Annotated in this window: 10 protein-coding genes, 1 rRNA gene and 2 pseudogenes; 8 read left to right on the top strand and 5 right to left on the bottom strand. The window is 59.4% G+C overall.

Annotation, left to right across the window (positions count from 1 at the left end; genetic code table 11):
- Nucleotides 1-118: 118 nt before the first annotated feature.
- The 4 genes and pseudogenes from QRN38_RS08585 to QRN38_RS28210 all read left to right on the top strand — a co-directional run bounded on the left by QRN38_RS08585 (nt 119) and on the right by QRN38_RS28210 (nt 4,638).
- On the top strand, nt 119-2,122 hold the full coding sequence (locus QRN38_RS08585) for an acyltransferase family protein (protein WP_057418789.1): 2,004 nt from the start codon (nt 119-121) through the stop codon (nt 2,120-2,122).
- 75 nt (nt 2,123-2,197) lie between these two features.
- A complete protein-coding gene (locus tag QRN38_RS08580; RefSeq protein ID WP_011103380.1) occupies nt 2,198-2,857 on the top strand; it encodes an HD domain-containing protein in 660 nt (219 codons plus the stop codon).
- A gap of 107 nt (nt 2,858-2,964) precedes the next feature.
- Nucleotides 2,965-3,555: pseudogene (locus tag QRN38_RS28215) on the top strand (MCP four helix bundle domain-containing protein); the annotation flags it as partial.
- A 219-nt stretch (nt 3,556-3,774) separates the two neighbouring features.
- Entirely contained in the window at nt 3,775-4,638 is an 864-nt protein-coding gene (locus tag QRN38_RS28210) for a methyl-accepting chemotaxis protein (RefSeq protein ID WP_371245707.1), read from the top strand.
- Between the two features lie 12 nt (nt 4,639-4,650).
- On the opposite strand, the gene can is transcribed toward QRN38_RS28210, so the two are convergent.
- Nucleotides 4,651-5,289: a carbonate dehydratase gene (gene can / locus QRN38_RS08570; RefSeq protein ID WP_003380298.1), complete on the bottom strand. Its 639-nt coding sequence runs from the start codon at nt 5,287-5,289 to the stop codon at nt 4,651-4,653.
- Between the two features lie 248 nt (nt 5,290-5,537).
- Between can and QRN38_RS08565 the strand changes: the two genes are divergently transcribed.
- Nucleotides 5,538-5,945, top strand: a complete 408-nt coding sequence (locus QRN38_RS08565) for a hypothetical protein (RefSeq protein ID WP_005771507.1) — start codon at nt 5,538-5,540, stop codon at nt 5,943-5,945.
- A 9-nt stretch (nt 5,946-5,954) separates the two neighbouring features.
- Here the strand turns inward: QRN38_RS08565 and rimI are convergent, their stop codons facing one another.
- A complete protein-coding gene (gene rimI, locus QRN38_RS08560) occupies nt 5,955-6,410 on the bottom strand; it encodes a ribosomal protein S18-alanine N-acetyltransferase (protein WP_057418790.1) in 456 nt (151 codons plus the stop codon).
- On the bottom strand, nt 6,403-7,206 hold the full coding sequence (locus QRN38_RS08555; protein ID WP_057418791.1) for a hypothetical protein: 804 nt from the start codon (nt 7,204-7,206) through the stop codon (nt 6,403-6,405). The genes rimI and QRN38_RS08555 overlap by 8 nt, the downstream gene beginning before the upstream one ends.
- Before the next feature lie 145 nt (nt 7,207-7,351).
- Here QRN38_RS08555 and mksB point away from each other — a divergent pair, with 145 nt between their 5' ends.
- From mksB to mksF, 3 genes are read left to right on the top strand one after another with little or no spacing between them, the layout of a single operon-like run.
- Entirely contained in the window at nt 7,352-8,629 is a 1,278-nt protein-coding gene (gene mksB, locus QRN38_RS08550) for an Mks condensin complex protein MksB (protein WP_057418792.1), read from the top strand.
- Nucleotides 8,619-9,326 (top strand): Mks condensin complex protein MksE, encoded by a 708-nt coding sequence (gene mksE / locus QRN38_RS08545; protein ID WP_005771512.1) that lies wholly within the window; start codon nt 8,619-8,621, stop codon nt 9,324-9,326. Before mksB ends, mksE begins: the two co-directional genes overlap by 11 nt.
- Complete coding sequence (gene mksF / locus QRN38_RS08540) at nt 9,323-12,142, top strand: Mks condensin complex protein MksF (RefSeq protein ID WP_007244196.1); 2,820 nt, start codon at nt 9,323-9,325, stop codon at nt 12,140-12,142. Before mksE ends, mksF begins: the two co-directional genes overlap by 4 nt.
- A gap of 58 nt (nt 12,143-12,200) precedes the next feature.
- On the opposite strand, the pseudogene QRN38_RS08535 reads toward mksF, so the two are convergent.
- Both QRN38_RS08535 and rrf read right to left on the bottom strand, forming a co-directional pair.
- Nucleotides 12,201-12,359 (bottom strand): annotated as a pseudogene (locus QRN38_RS08535) (IS1096 element passenger TnpR family protein); the annotation flags it as partial.
- 103 nt (nt 12,360-12,462) lie between these two features.
- Nucleotides 12,463-12,578, bottom strand: a 5S ribosomal RNA gene (gene rrf / locus QRN38_RS08530).
- Nucleotides 12,579-12,717: the final 139 nt, after the last annotated feature.

Below are 12,717 nucleotides of genomic sequence, written 5' to 3'. Positions count from 1 at the left end.
ATACAGGCATCCTGCTGATCTCTTCCCCCTTCGAATAACCACGCCCTGCGCCTCGCGTTGGCGGTAGCCATTGCAGTCCCCGCCTTTATTTGCCTCTTGTATCCAGAGACCACACCTCATGGGCATTCCTCATAACCCTGCGCTCGGCTATCGCCCCGAGATCGACGGCCTGCGCGCGTTGGCGGTGGTTCCCGTCATTCTGTTTCATGCCGGCCTGCCGCTGTTCAGCGGTGGATTCGTCGGGGTCGATATCTTTTTTGTGATTTCGGGCTATCTGATCACCTCAATCATTCTCGTGGAAAAGATCAACGGGAAGTTCTCGCTGATCAATTTCTATGAGCGACGTGCAAGGCGCATCCTGCCAGCGCTGTTCGTGGTCATGCTGGTGTGCGTGCCGGTCGCCTGGTTGACGCTTGACCCACCAGACCTCAAGTACTTCGCCAAGAGCCTGGTGGCCGTGCCGATGTTTTCGTCAAACGTGCTGTTCTGGCTCGAAAGCGGCTATTTCGATGCGACGGCTGAACTCAAACCACTGCTGCACACTTGGACGCTTGCGGTGGAGGAACAGTACTACCTGTTCTTTCCGCTGCTGCTGATGCTCGGCTGGCGCATGGGCCGCACTAGACTGGTGATATTGCTGACCCTTATCGCGCTGGGCAGCCTGACGCTTTCGCAACTGGGTGCACGTAACGACGCCAGCAGCAGTTTTTACCTGCTGCACGCACGCGCATGGGAATTACTGACCGGCTCGTTTATCGCGTTCTACTGTGTCTGGCGACCGCGCCACGCGCCCAGCGTCAGCCTTCTCGATCAGGCGGCTGCGGCGCTGGGCGTGTTATTGATTGGCTACGCCGTCGTGCAGTTCGACGGCAGCACGCCGTTCCCTGGCCTCAATGCGCTGGTGCCGGTGCTCGGTGCAGCGCTGATCATCGTCTTTGCGCACGGCAAGACCTGGGTTGGTCGAGCGCTGAGTTCACCGGCGCTGGTGCTCATCGGCATGATCAGCTACAGCGCGTACCTGTGGCACCAGCCACTTTTCGCCTTTGCTCGTCAGCGCAGCCTCAATGAGCCCGGCCTGCCGTTGATGCTGAGCCTGACCCTGCTGTCGCTGATAGTGGCCTGGCTGAGTTGGCGCTATGTCGAGCAGCCTTTTCGCAAACAGGGCGCATTCAATCGCCAACAGGTGTTCACCTCGGCAGGCTTCGCGTCGGCGCTGTTTATCGCGCTGGGGCTGACCGGTTACCTCAACAACGGCTTCAGCCAACGCTTCAACGTCGATCCGGCCATTTATGAGGAATTTGCCGACCCGCAGATTCGTGACAAATGCACTCAGACCACCGTCGACTTTTGCCTGTTCGGCGCAGCCAGACCAGACGCCACACCGGCCTTGTCGGTATTTGGCGATAGCCACTCGGAAGCCCTGTTATCAACCTTCGATAGCGTCGCCCGCCATCAGGGCAAAACCATTGTTCATATTGGGCTGGGGGGCTGTCTGCCGTTGTTGGGCGTGGACGTCGCCAGCGGCAATTACGGCCCCGGCGTCTGCGAGGCGCTGGCCAGCCGCGAGTTTGAGTACGTGAAAAAGCACCGCATTGCAAAAGTGGTGCTGGTCGCGCGCTGGACGCTTTATACCGACGGCGATTACGGTAAAAAACCGATGAGCAAGTATTTCCTGATTTCCGCCGACAGTCAGGAAAGAAGCCGTGCAGCCTCACGCGCCGTGTTCAAGCAGGCGCTCGAAGCCACCGTTCGGGCGTACCGCGACATCGGCAGCGAAGTGGTCATCATTGCGCAGGTGCCGCAGCAGTTGATCAACCCGGAAAACCTTTATTACCGGCTGGCTCGCGACACATCGGACAGCCAGACGCAGAAGTTGCAGCGGATCAGCGAATTGTCAGTGCCGGTCGCAACGCATGAACATTTGCAGCGCTTCACGCGCGAAGTGTTCGGGCAGGCCAGCGAGTCGAAGCAGATCGGGCTGATCACACCGGATGCAGCGTTCTGCAAGGACAGCCAGTGCCTGATAGGCGACATGAACTCGTACTACAAGGACTTCAACCACCTCAACGCCAAAGGCGCCGGGCTGCTTGCCGGTCAGATCAGCCAAATTGTTGCGCAGTGACAGGAGGCGACAGACGGTGTGTTTCAAAGCGTTTTCTGCAATGCTTGCGCCAGCGCACTGTTCAAGGACAACCGCATGGCTGCCGCAAGCTTCGCCCCGTTTCAGGATCTCGCCAACCTGCTGATCCCTTACACGCATGCCGAGAAGATCGACGGCTCGCACGACGTCTCACATTTGCTGCGGGTGTGGAAGAACGTCTGCGCCATACGTGACCGTGAAGGCGGCGATGCACGTGTGCTGATGGCCGCCACGCTGCTGCACGATTGCGTATCGGTCGAAAAAGACTCGCCGTTTCGCGCCGGTGCCTCGCGACTGGCGGCGGCAAGGGCCCGCGAACTGCTGGGCGACATGGGCTGGGATGAGGAAAGCATCGCCTCGGTTGCCCACGCTGTCGAGGCGCACAGTTTCTCGGCGGCGATAACCCCGGTATCGCTGGAAGCAAAAATACTGCAAGACGCCGACAGGCTGGATTCACTGGGCATGATTGGTGTGGCGCGAACCTTTTATGTCTCCGGCCGGATGGGCAAATACCTGTACGAGCCCAATGATCCGCATGCCAGCCAGCGCCCGTATGACGACAAGCGCTTTGCCGTCGATCACTTTCATACCAAGCTGCTGCACCTTGCCGACGGCTTTCAGACCCGCACAGGCACGCAGATGGCGAAGGTCAGGCACGACCGGTTAAAACGCTTTCTGGATGAATTGATGGAAGAAATCGACGCGTCCCGGCCCTGAGCGGTTGCTGGTTTTCACCTTAAACGCAGGATGTCATAAAGACATCACATAACTGCCCTATAAACGGCTCTTCGAGAAGGTCCGTGTGTTTATAGGGGTTGTGTGCCGTGAAGAAGTTTCTGCCTCGTTTTCTACGTCGGCGAACGACAACAACCGTGTTGCGCCGCTTCAAGATCACCCCGCGCCTGGTGATCTGCTTTGGAATCACCTCTCTGCTGACGGTCGCACTGGGCGCATTTTGCCTGCTGCAGATGCAGGAAATCCGCAATCAGAGCGAAACGGTCGAAAGCGGTGCGCTGCCGAGTATTGCTATGGCCGACGCCATCGCCATCGGCCTGGTCAAACTGCGCAGCGAAACCACCCGCCTGATCGCCAACGCCGATGATCCGGGGTCGGTCATCAACAGCAAGATAAACGTCGAACAGCTCAGAAACGAGGTCGAGAAAGGTTTCTCGGAATACCTCGCACGTGTGCAATCAGGCACCGAACATGATTCGATCATCGCGCTACAGGACGCTTATAAAGCCTTTATGCCGGGCTTGCAGGAGGAGATTGCGCTGATTGAACAGAACAAACTGGATGAGGCCAGAATGCTGGCCAACACCATGCTCACGCTGCAGGGCGACCTGATGGATATGCAGGTGCAGTTGCTGCGAGAGCTGAACAAGCAGAGTGCCGCCAGCGCTGTAGACGCGGCCGGAGCCAGTTACGCACAAGCGCGAATTATCGCCCTGAGCGCCATCGCCGTCGTATTGACGCTAACCCTGCTGCTGGCGTGGCGCCTGAGCGTCAGCATCATTCATCCAGTGCGCCAGGCGTTGCACATCGCCAGCACCATCGCCGATGGCGACCTGACTGAACACCAGATTGCCGACGGCAAGGACGAAACCGCGCAATTACTGATCACCCTCGGGCGCATGCGGACCAACCTGCACGGTACGATCGAACAAATTTATGCGGCGGCCACCCAGTTGTCGCAGTCGGTGCAGGAGATGGGCACCATCGCCGAGGTCAGCGCGCTCAATCTGCAATTACAGAACACCGAAATCGAACAGGCTGCGGTCGCCGTCAACCAGATGAGCCAGGCGGCCGTCGAGGTGGCGGGCAATGCCAGCAATACTGTGACTGAATCCGAGGCCTCGACCCAGGCCGCGGCGCAGGGTCAGAACAAGCTCTCGGCAACCATCAGTTCGATCAAGGAGCTGACCGAAAACGTGCTGGACTCTTCGCATCAAGCCGAAGGGCTGGCCGAACGCACGCAAAGCATCAGCAGCATCCTCGATGTGATTCGCGCGATTGCCAACCAGACCAATCTGCTCGCCCTGAATGCCGCGATTGAAGCCGCACGTGCAGGCGAAGCCGGGCGCGGGTTTGCCGTGGTGGCCGATGAAGTACGCTCGCTGGCGCAACGCACCAGTGCGTCTACCGCAGAAATCGAAGGGTTGATCAGCGGCGTGCAACAAAGTACCCAGCAAACTGCCAGTTCACTGCGCCACACGGCAACCCAGGCAAACCTGACGCTCGAACAGGCTGCATCGACCGGCGCAGCGTTGACAGTGATCATCAATGCGACTGCCACGATCAATGATCGCAACCTGTTGATCGCCAGCGCCGCCGAGCAGCAGGCGCAAGTTGCGGGCGAAGTGGACCGTAACCTGAGCAGCATTCGCGATCTTTCCAGTCAGACGGCTTCAGGCGCACAGCAAACCACCGTCGCGAGCAACGCACTGTCGATGCTGGCGACGGACCTGAACCTGATGGTTCAGCGGTTTGTGCTTTGATGCGCGGGTCGGTCAGTCCTGCGGACGCAAACGGTACTGCGGCGGCAGTTGCTCGAAACCGCTGATGGTCACGTCGAGGCTTTTCCAGCGGCCATCCTTGATGCCGTAGATGCAACCATGCACGGACAGGCTCTGCCCGCGATGCCAGGCGTTCTGCACAATGCTGGTGTGGCCAACGTTGGCCACTTGCTGAATCACGTTCAGCTCGCACAGACGGTCGACACGCTCTTCTTCGGTCGGCAGCTTGGCCAGCACATCGCGGTTTTCGTAGTACAGATCACGAATCGTGCGCAGCCAGCCGTCGATCAGGCCGAACTGACGGTCCTGCATGGAAGCGCGTACGCCGCCGCAGCCGTAGTGGCCGGTCACCAGGATGTGTTTGACCTTCAACACGTCCACGGCGTACTGGATCACTGACAGGCAGTTCAGATCCGTGTGCAGCACGACGTTGGCCACGTTGCGGTGCACGAACAGGTCACCAGGCAACATGCCGACGATCTCGTTGGCCGGCACGCGCGCGTCCGAACAGCCGATCCACAGAAACTCAGGTGTTTGCTGGCGGGCCAGTTTGGCGAAGAATTCAGGATCTTCCTGATTGATCGCGTCGGCCCAGCGTGCATTGTTATCAATCAGGTCTTGTAGCTCGTTCATGCTTTGACGCCTCGATAGTGATGCCCAGCCCTGGACTGGTAGTCCGATCCTTCACGTCACGCCTTGATGCCAAACTTGGACTGGTGTCCAGCGCTTCAAGTCACGTCGTTGTGCCACTACGTGCAACGTACGCCTGGCAGACGACTGTCCGTAGACGACTGCCCGCAAACAACTGCCCTTAAACAAAAAGGAATCTTCAAAGTCATGGCCGGTCAACTTTTTACGACCACCTGAAATGAGGATTTGTCATGAACGATTCACGCCGTCCATTCGGTGCCACCGAGCCAGAACCCATCGATGACAACGAAGACCGCATGGGCTCTATGGAAACACTCGATTTCGATGAGGAAGATCCTGCCCGCATCGGCGATCTTATCCCTGAAGACCAACTGCAACATGAAATTCCGGATCAGCGTGTGCGTGAGGCGGGCCTGACCGGCGCGTCGACGGACGACCACCATTCGACCGATGACGACCTGTCTCCGGAAATCCTGATTCGCGAAGACGGTGCCCGCTCCGCCTCCGAACAAGGCGAGGACGACCCTGCCGACCTGGACCTGACCGTAGTCGATGAAGATGATATTGGCGCAGGCAACGGGCTCGACGAGGAGGAACTGGCGGTTGTTGATCCGCTGGACGGCAATACTCAGCGCTGACCGCCAGCGTCAGTCGAACAGCGTGCAGGCCATGACCACTGCGTCTTCACGGCCGCCGTCGGGTGCCGGATAGTAATCACGACGCCGGCCTATCTCGTTGAAACCGTAGTTTTCATACAGACGATAAGCCGGCCGGTTACTGTCGCGCAGCTCCAGAAAGCATTCCCGGCCGTTGAGCTGCCAGGCACGCTTCATCAGGTGCTCCAGCAGCAACAGGCCAAGACCACGCCCCTGATTCTCGGGTTTGACGGTGATGTTGAGCAGATGCGCTTCATCGATGATGACCTGAATCACGCCGTGCCCGACCTGCTGCGCGCCCTCGAACATCAGCCAGATTTCGTAGGATTTGAGCCCGTCGAGAAAGATCCCGCGCGTCCACGGATGAGTGAACGCTGCGTATTCGATTTTAAGCACCGCGTCCATGTCGGCTTCGGTCATGCGGCGGAAGGTTACGGCATCACTCATCGATCGATTTCCAGCGCGTCATCAGCCGACGCATGGCTTTCCAGACATCCGCCTTGCGCTCAGGCTCGTCCATCAATAATTCAAGACCTGGCAGCGCCCAGGCAGCGCCCAGGCCTTCGACCTGAAGTTCACGGTTGTAGGATTGGGCATCCGCTTCGCCGGCGAACTTGACTGACGGCAGGCCGATCAGCCACAGGCAGGTGCAGGGCTCGTCCTCAAGCCGTGCGCCGACAAAACCCTGCACGAAATCCCGCGCCGCTTCTGGCCCCTGGTCCATCTGGCCACGCACCAGCAACGGCCAGCGCACCGGCTCACCGATAATCTGCGGGCTGTCAGGCAGGCCGGCAGCGCGCAGCATGTCCTTGAGCAAGAGGTAAGAAGGGTCGCGACTCTGAAACGGCTGGCCGGTGGTCAGCTCTACCAACAGCATGCAGCGCCCGGCGCGCAGCAGTTGCAGAGCGAAGCGTGGCGGCGGCACGACCGGGGCCTTGGGGGGCGCAGGCGCGGCTTCTTCTACAGGTGCAACGGTACGCGTGCTGGCCAGCGACGGGCGCGGCACTTCGATTTTCGGTCGCTCGGGCTGGCGTGCAATCGGCACAACGTTCGCCGCTTGCGCAGGTGCATCGTGTGCGGACGGCGCTGAGGCAGGCGCAATGCTCTGCACCTCGACCGGCGGTGGCAACGGCGCAAGCAGCTCCGGACGCGACGGTGCGGCGAATGGCAGTTCTGTGCGCGGCAGCCAGTTGACCACCTGCATGGCGGTCAAATAAGCGCGGCGACGGGACTCGTTGAGCAAGGGTCAGCCACCTGTGGATAAGTTGAGCGCGCAATTCTAGCGTTGTTCGCCTTTTCGCGCTGCAGCATATCGCCTTGAGGTGAAATATCAGGCGACTGATGCAGTACAATTGCCGCTTTTCACTTGCCAACAAGCCGGCCTAACGATGATCGAACCCAAGCGCGTCCTGCGCGCCCTTGCCGAGCAATGGGCGTTACTTGAGCCTTTATGCGAACATTTCGACCAGGGTACTTTGAGCCTGAGCGAGCTGCGCCTGCAACTGGCGGCCCAGCAACAGGACAGTACCCCGCAGGACATCACCAACCTGCTGGACGTGTGGATCCGCCTGGACATTCTGGTCCCCGTCGCGAAAAGCCCGAACCGCTTTGAACTCAATGCGCAGATCCACGACTTTCTGTCCTACCTGCGCCGCGAACACCGGCTGGGCCTGTGCCTGGAGATCGAAGCTTATCTGCGTCACCTTGAGCGACTGGCCGGTTACATTCAGGACGCCTTCGATGTTCGCGATGCCAACGATCTGGCCAGACAGCTGCGGCTGCTGGACATGCGGGTGCGCGACGTCCTCAAAAAGCTGGCCAACGACGAACAGGCGCTGGTCGCGGTGGCTGATCGAGCCAAGACCAGCGACCGGCAGATCCCGTTGCGTCAGCGCTATGCAGAAGTGCTGGCCACGTGGGATGAATACGTCGAGCCGATGATTCAACTGGTCAACGCCGATGGCGCCTTCGAACAGGGCGTGCGCAAGGTCGAAGTCGTTCTGTTGCGCCTACTGAGCGAGCAGCAGCGGCTTGGCCACTTGGTCGACGACGACATGCTGCTGCGCACCCATGCGCGCATCCTCGAAATGCAGACCAGTGCCCAGCTGACTTTGCGTCATGCGCGCGAGCTGCTGTTGCCGTTGCGCGAAGAGGCTCGCCGTCATAATGCCGTGACCCGAGGCGCGGCGCTGGCTTTGTCAGCTATCCGGCGCAAAGGTCTGGACGCGGTGCCGCAAGCGGCCATGCCGATGTTCACCCGTCCGCAAAGTACCTTTCTGGGCAGCGCGAGCCAGGTTGAAGCTTATGTCTATGCTTTGGCGCGCTTTGAACCCAAACCGGCGAAATTCCCCAAGGCCAGCGGCACCCGCAAGGGCGACGCGCCCCGTGCACCGCGCACGGTCAAAGAGATGCTCGAGCGCTGCGAAGACGCCCTGCCAATGCCCGACCTGATGGTCTGGTTGCTGGAACAGGAGCCCACCGGCGAAACCGACGAGCTGTTGTACTGGTTCTCGCGGTTGTCGCGTGACAAGCGCTTCGCCCGCGAACGCCTCGAGCGCCGCGAATATTTTACCCGGGAGCACCGCGTCAGCCTGCGCTCCTTTGCCCTGCTCGCTGCGCAAGACGAGCAGCCAGAGAATTCCGAGAGCCCTGTTCATGCATCTTGATCTATCCGAAATGTCCCAGCTCGCGCCGATCTTTCGCGAGCTGTTCAAGGGCTATCACATCAGCCGCCGCGACCCGGAGCTGTACGCCCAGTTGTCCAATTGCCAGGATCAATACCGCACGCTGTTCAAGGCACTGGGCTACGAGCTGGTCTGCGACACTCGCGGCTTCTATTACTTCGTGCCGGAACTGGCTGCAGCCCAGGTCAACAAGACCGCTCAGCGCCTGGCGCTGTTCACCTTCATCCTCGTCGAGCACTTGGCTGATCAGGGCCGCGACCCGATGGCCGTGCTGGACGGCGGCAGCCTGGGCCGCGACGAGCTGCCTTCGATGCTGGAAAAGTACCGCGACCTGTTTCTCCAGGCCGAGGTGCAGACCCAGGAAGAGCTGGAAGAGAAGATCATGCGCCGCATGACGCAACTGGGCTTTGCCAGCGAAGAAGTCGGCATCTACCGTTTCCTGCCGCCCATGCACCGTTTTCTCGACGTCTGCCTGTCGGTGCAACAGGACCGCGACCTGGCAGCCAGCCTGCACAGCGCGCTGCCACTGCCGACGCCGGTGCTCATCGATGACGACAGCGACGAGAAACTGCTGGAAACCGATGACCCGCTGGACCTTGCTGAATTCGCTGAAGAAACCGAGGAAGACGCGCTGGCCCGGGCAATCGCCGATGAGCAACGACAGGAGATGGACACATGAGCCAGGAACGTTATGGCATCCGCCGTTTTGCTCTGCTGAATACCGCAGGTTACAGCCTCGGCCTGTTCCCGCTGGAAAACCCGCTGTCGGTGTATGGCGCGAACAACCTGGGCAAAAGCGCCTCGATCAACGCCCTGCAGTTCCCGATTCTGGCGCGCATGTCGGACATGAGCTTCGGTAAGTACAGCCTGGAGCAATCGCGACGCTTCTACTTTGCCTCCGACACCAGCTACATCCTGGTGGAAGTTTCCCTGCCCCACGGCCCGCATGTGATTGGCGTTGTGGGTCGCGGTCCGGGTGGCGGTTTCGGCCATCAGTTCTTCGCTTATGCCGGTGAGCTGGATCTGGGTCATTACCAGAAGAACGACACGTGCCTGCGTCAGAAAGAGCTGTTCAGCAATCTGGAAAGTCAGGGCCTCAAAGCCTACGAACTCAAGCCCGATGAGCTGCGCCGCTTGCTGGTCGGCGGTCATACCTCCATTCCGCTGGACCTGACACTGATCCCGCTGCGCTCCACCAGCGAACAGAGCCTGAAGACCTTTCGCGCACTGTTCATCAACCTGCTGCACATGCGCGAAATCACAGCGGCCAAACTCAAACAGCTGTTTCTGGATGCTTTCGAGCACAGCCTGCGCTCGGGCAGCGTCGACTACATCGCGGCCTGCGAAGAAGCTTTCCGCGACGTGCGACGCATGGAGCAGGATTACAACTCGCTGGTGCTGGCTGGCCCGCTGGTCGAGGCGCTGGCTGCCGGTGTCAAGCAACGCGACCTGTTGCGTGGCAAGCTGCATCGTCTGTCACCGGTGCTCGATTCGCTGCTGGGCACCTGGTCGGATTACTCGGGTGCGCGCAAGGAAGAACTGGTCATCCAGGCCGAGCACTATCGCGCGCAGCAGGATGAAATGCAGAACGACCAGCGCAGCAGCACGCAGGAGCTGATGCGCCTGGAGCGTGAGATCAGCGGTATTCAGCGCTGGGTGGGCGAGCTGTCAGTGCTCAAGAATCGTTTCGCACTCGTCGATAATGCCAAGGTGCTGGAGCAACAGCTGCTGGCGGCCAAAGACGCACACGATGAACTGGCCGGTGCACTGGCCCAGTCTCGGCAGTTCAGCGCCGAAGACCTGGACGAGCGCCTGCGAGACCTGGAAAAACGCCTCAAGTCGGTGAAGCAGCAGCTCGATCACGCCGACAACAACAGCTATGCCCGACTGCGCGAAGAGTTCTCTCAGCCGGATGTAGAGCGCTTGATGCGCCTGTTCAACAGCGCCCTGTTCAGCCTGCCACTGGGTGAACAAGGCATCGCGCTGGACGATGGCGATGCGTGGGTCAAATCGCTGGAAACCATTCTGGATGGCTTCAAGGGCGACCAGTTTGCAGTGCCGGGCCTGACAATCAATCTGTCGAGCATTGAGCCACCCGCTCTGCAAGCGCTGGCTGATCGCGCGGCACTGCGCGATCAGAAAGAACGCCTGGAAAAAGAACTCAAGCAGCTTAAAACCCAGCAGGCTGTGGCTGCCGACCGCTCGGCGAGCAAGGTGCAGACCGAAGCGCTGTATCAACAGGTGCTAGATGCCCAGAAAGCACTGGAAGACTTCCGTCGCTGCCAGACCCTGAGTGCCGAAGAGTCCGCCAAGCTGGAAGAGCTGGCGCAGATGGAGGCGGCTCAGGACGAACTGAAACGCTCCAGCGACGCCTTCACCGAGCGCGTCCAGCAGTTGTCGGCCAAGCTGCAACTGATCGCGCGTCAGATCGGCGATATGGAATCCAAGCAACGCACACTGGATGACGCACTGCGTCGCCGACAGCTGTTGCCAGCGGACCTGCCGTTCGGTACGCCATTCATGGACCCGATTGACGATTCGATGGATAACCTGCTGCCGTTGCTCAACGATTATCAGGACAGCTGGCAAGGCCTGCTGCGTAGCGATGGGCAGATCGAGGCGCTTTATGCTCAGGTTCGCCTCAAGGGCGTAGCGAAGTTCGACAGCGAGGATGACATGGAGCGTCGTCTGCAACTGCTGATCAACGCCTATGCCCACCGCACCGAGGAAGCGCTGACACTGGGCAAGGCTCGCCGCGCTGCGGTGACCGACATCGCCCGTACGCTGCGCAACATCCGCAGCGACTACGACAGCCTTGAGCATCAACTGGCGCTGTTCAACCGGGAGATCAACAAGCGTCAGGTGTCGAACCTGGCAAGCTTCCGCATCGTGCTCGCCCCGAACAAGGAAGCGCTCAAGCACATCGACCAGATTATCCACAGCGCCGGGCAGTACGAAGAAGGCGAAACACTGTCGGTCTTCGACCTGAGCCAGAGCGTCGAGCAGGATAACAAGAACGAAGAAGCCAAGGAGTACCTGGCACGACTGGTGGCTGCCAACCATAACCAGTTGGGCTTGAAGGACCTTTTTGAGCTGGCGTTCGAGATCACCAAGGTCAATGGCCAGCCGGTTATCCACACCGACATCGACGGCGCGGCCTCCAACGGCACGACCATGACCATCAAGGCGCTGACCAATATGTATCTGTTACTGCACTTGATGGATCGTGATCAGGCTGGGCGGGTTCGCCTGCCTTACTACCTGGACGAGGCAGCCGACATCGACGAGAAGAATCAGGCTGCACTGCTGGAAACAAGCCTGCAGCTGGGCTTCGTTCCGATTCTGGCGAGCGTGAAGCCTCAGGTATCGGCCCATGTGGCTATCGACCTGGAAGGCGGCAGCGGACCTAATGGCATCTACATCGACGAGGCGGACTGGAAGTACATTCAGCGTCGCGATGAAGTGAAGCCAGCGGTTCCAGAAGTAGCGTCATAAAGACTGTCAGTTGTAACCGGAAGGCCGCATGAGAATGCGGCCTTTTTTTGTATGTGATTCAGACCTTCATTCCGTACAACCGATAATTGACGCGGGTATGGTCGAAGAAAGCCGAATCAACATCATCGCCATACCAGTCGAGCATGTTGTGGTGCTCGGGGTCATTGAGCTTTGTGATTGATGCGAGAAACTCCGCGTAGCCCCAACTGCCACCGACCATGCACCTGACCGTCCTGTCATGCTGGAAGCGATGTGAAATATCAAACGCCACAAAAACAAAAACCCTCAACGCGTAAGCGATGAGGGTTTTTGGAATTTAATCTTGACGATGACCTACTCTCACATGGGGAAACCCCACACTACCATCGGCGATACATCGTTTCACTGCTGAGTTCGGGATGGGATCAGGTGGTTCCAATGTTCTATGGTCGTCAAGAAATTCGGGTACCGAATCGTGCCCTGCGGCGCGCTTCAGCAAATCGGGTATGTGATAGCAAGCTGTTGCAGGTGTCGTTCGTGACGCAAACCTTCGGTTCGTGTCATCTCCACAGTCACCGCAATCTGGTCATTCGACT

Source organism: Pseudomonas sp. CFBP2511 (genome assembly GCF_030209255.1).
GTDB classification, from domain to species: domain Bacteria; phylum Pseudomonadota; class Gammaproteobacteria; order Pseudomonadales; family Pseudomonadaceae; genus Aquipseudomonas; species Aquipseudomonas avellanae.
This window is presented reverse-complemented; position numbering and strand designations above follow the sequence as displayed.

What these genes read in the sequence shown, in the direction of transcription:
- QRN38_RS08585 (WP_057418789.1), top strand. Translation starts at nt 119, where the DNA reads ATGGGCATTCCTCATAACCCTGCGCTCGGCTATCGCCCCGAGATCGAC.
- QRN38_RS08580 (WP_011103380.1), top strand. Translation starts at nt 2,198, where the DNA reads ATGGCTGCCGCAAGCTTCGCCCCGTTTCAGGATCTCGCCAACCTGCTG.
- QRN38_RS28210 (WP_371245707.1), top strand. Translation starts at nt 3,775, where the DNA reads ATGCGGACCAACCTGCACGGTACGATCGAACAAATTTATGCGGCGGCC.
- can (WP_003380298.1), bottom strand. Translation starts at nt 5,289, where the DNA reads ATGAACGAGCTACAAGACCTGATTGATAACAATGCACGCTGGGCCGAC.
- QRN38_RS08565 (WP_005771507.1), top strand. Translation starts at nt 5,538, where the DNA reads ATGAACGATTCACGCCGTCCATTCGGTGCCACCGAGCCAGAACCCATC.
- rimI (WP_057418790.1), bottom strand. Translation starts at nt 6,410, where the DNA reads ATGAGTGATGCCGTAACCTTCCGCCGCATGACCGAAGCCGACATGGAC.
- mksB (WP_057418792.1), top strand. Translation starts at nt 7,352, where the DNA reads ATGATCGAACCCAAGCGCGTCCTGCGCGCCCTTGCCGAGCAATGGGCG.
- mksE (WP_005771512.1), top strand. Translation starts at nt 8,619, where the DNA reads ATGCATCTTGATCTATCCGAAATGTCCCAGCTCGCGCCGATCTTTCGC.
- mksF (WP_007244196.1), top strand. Translation starts at nt 9,323, where the DNA reads ATGAGCCAGGAACGTTATGGCATCCGCCGTTTTGCTCTGCTGAATACC.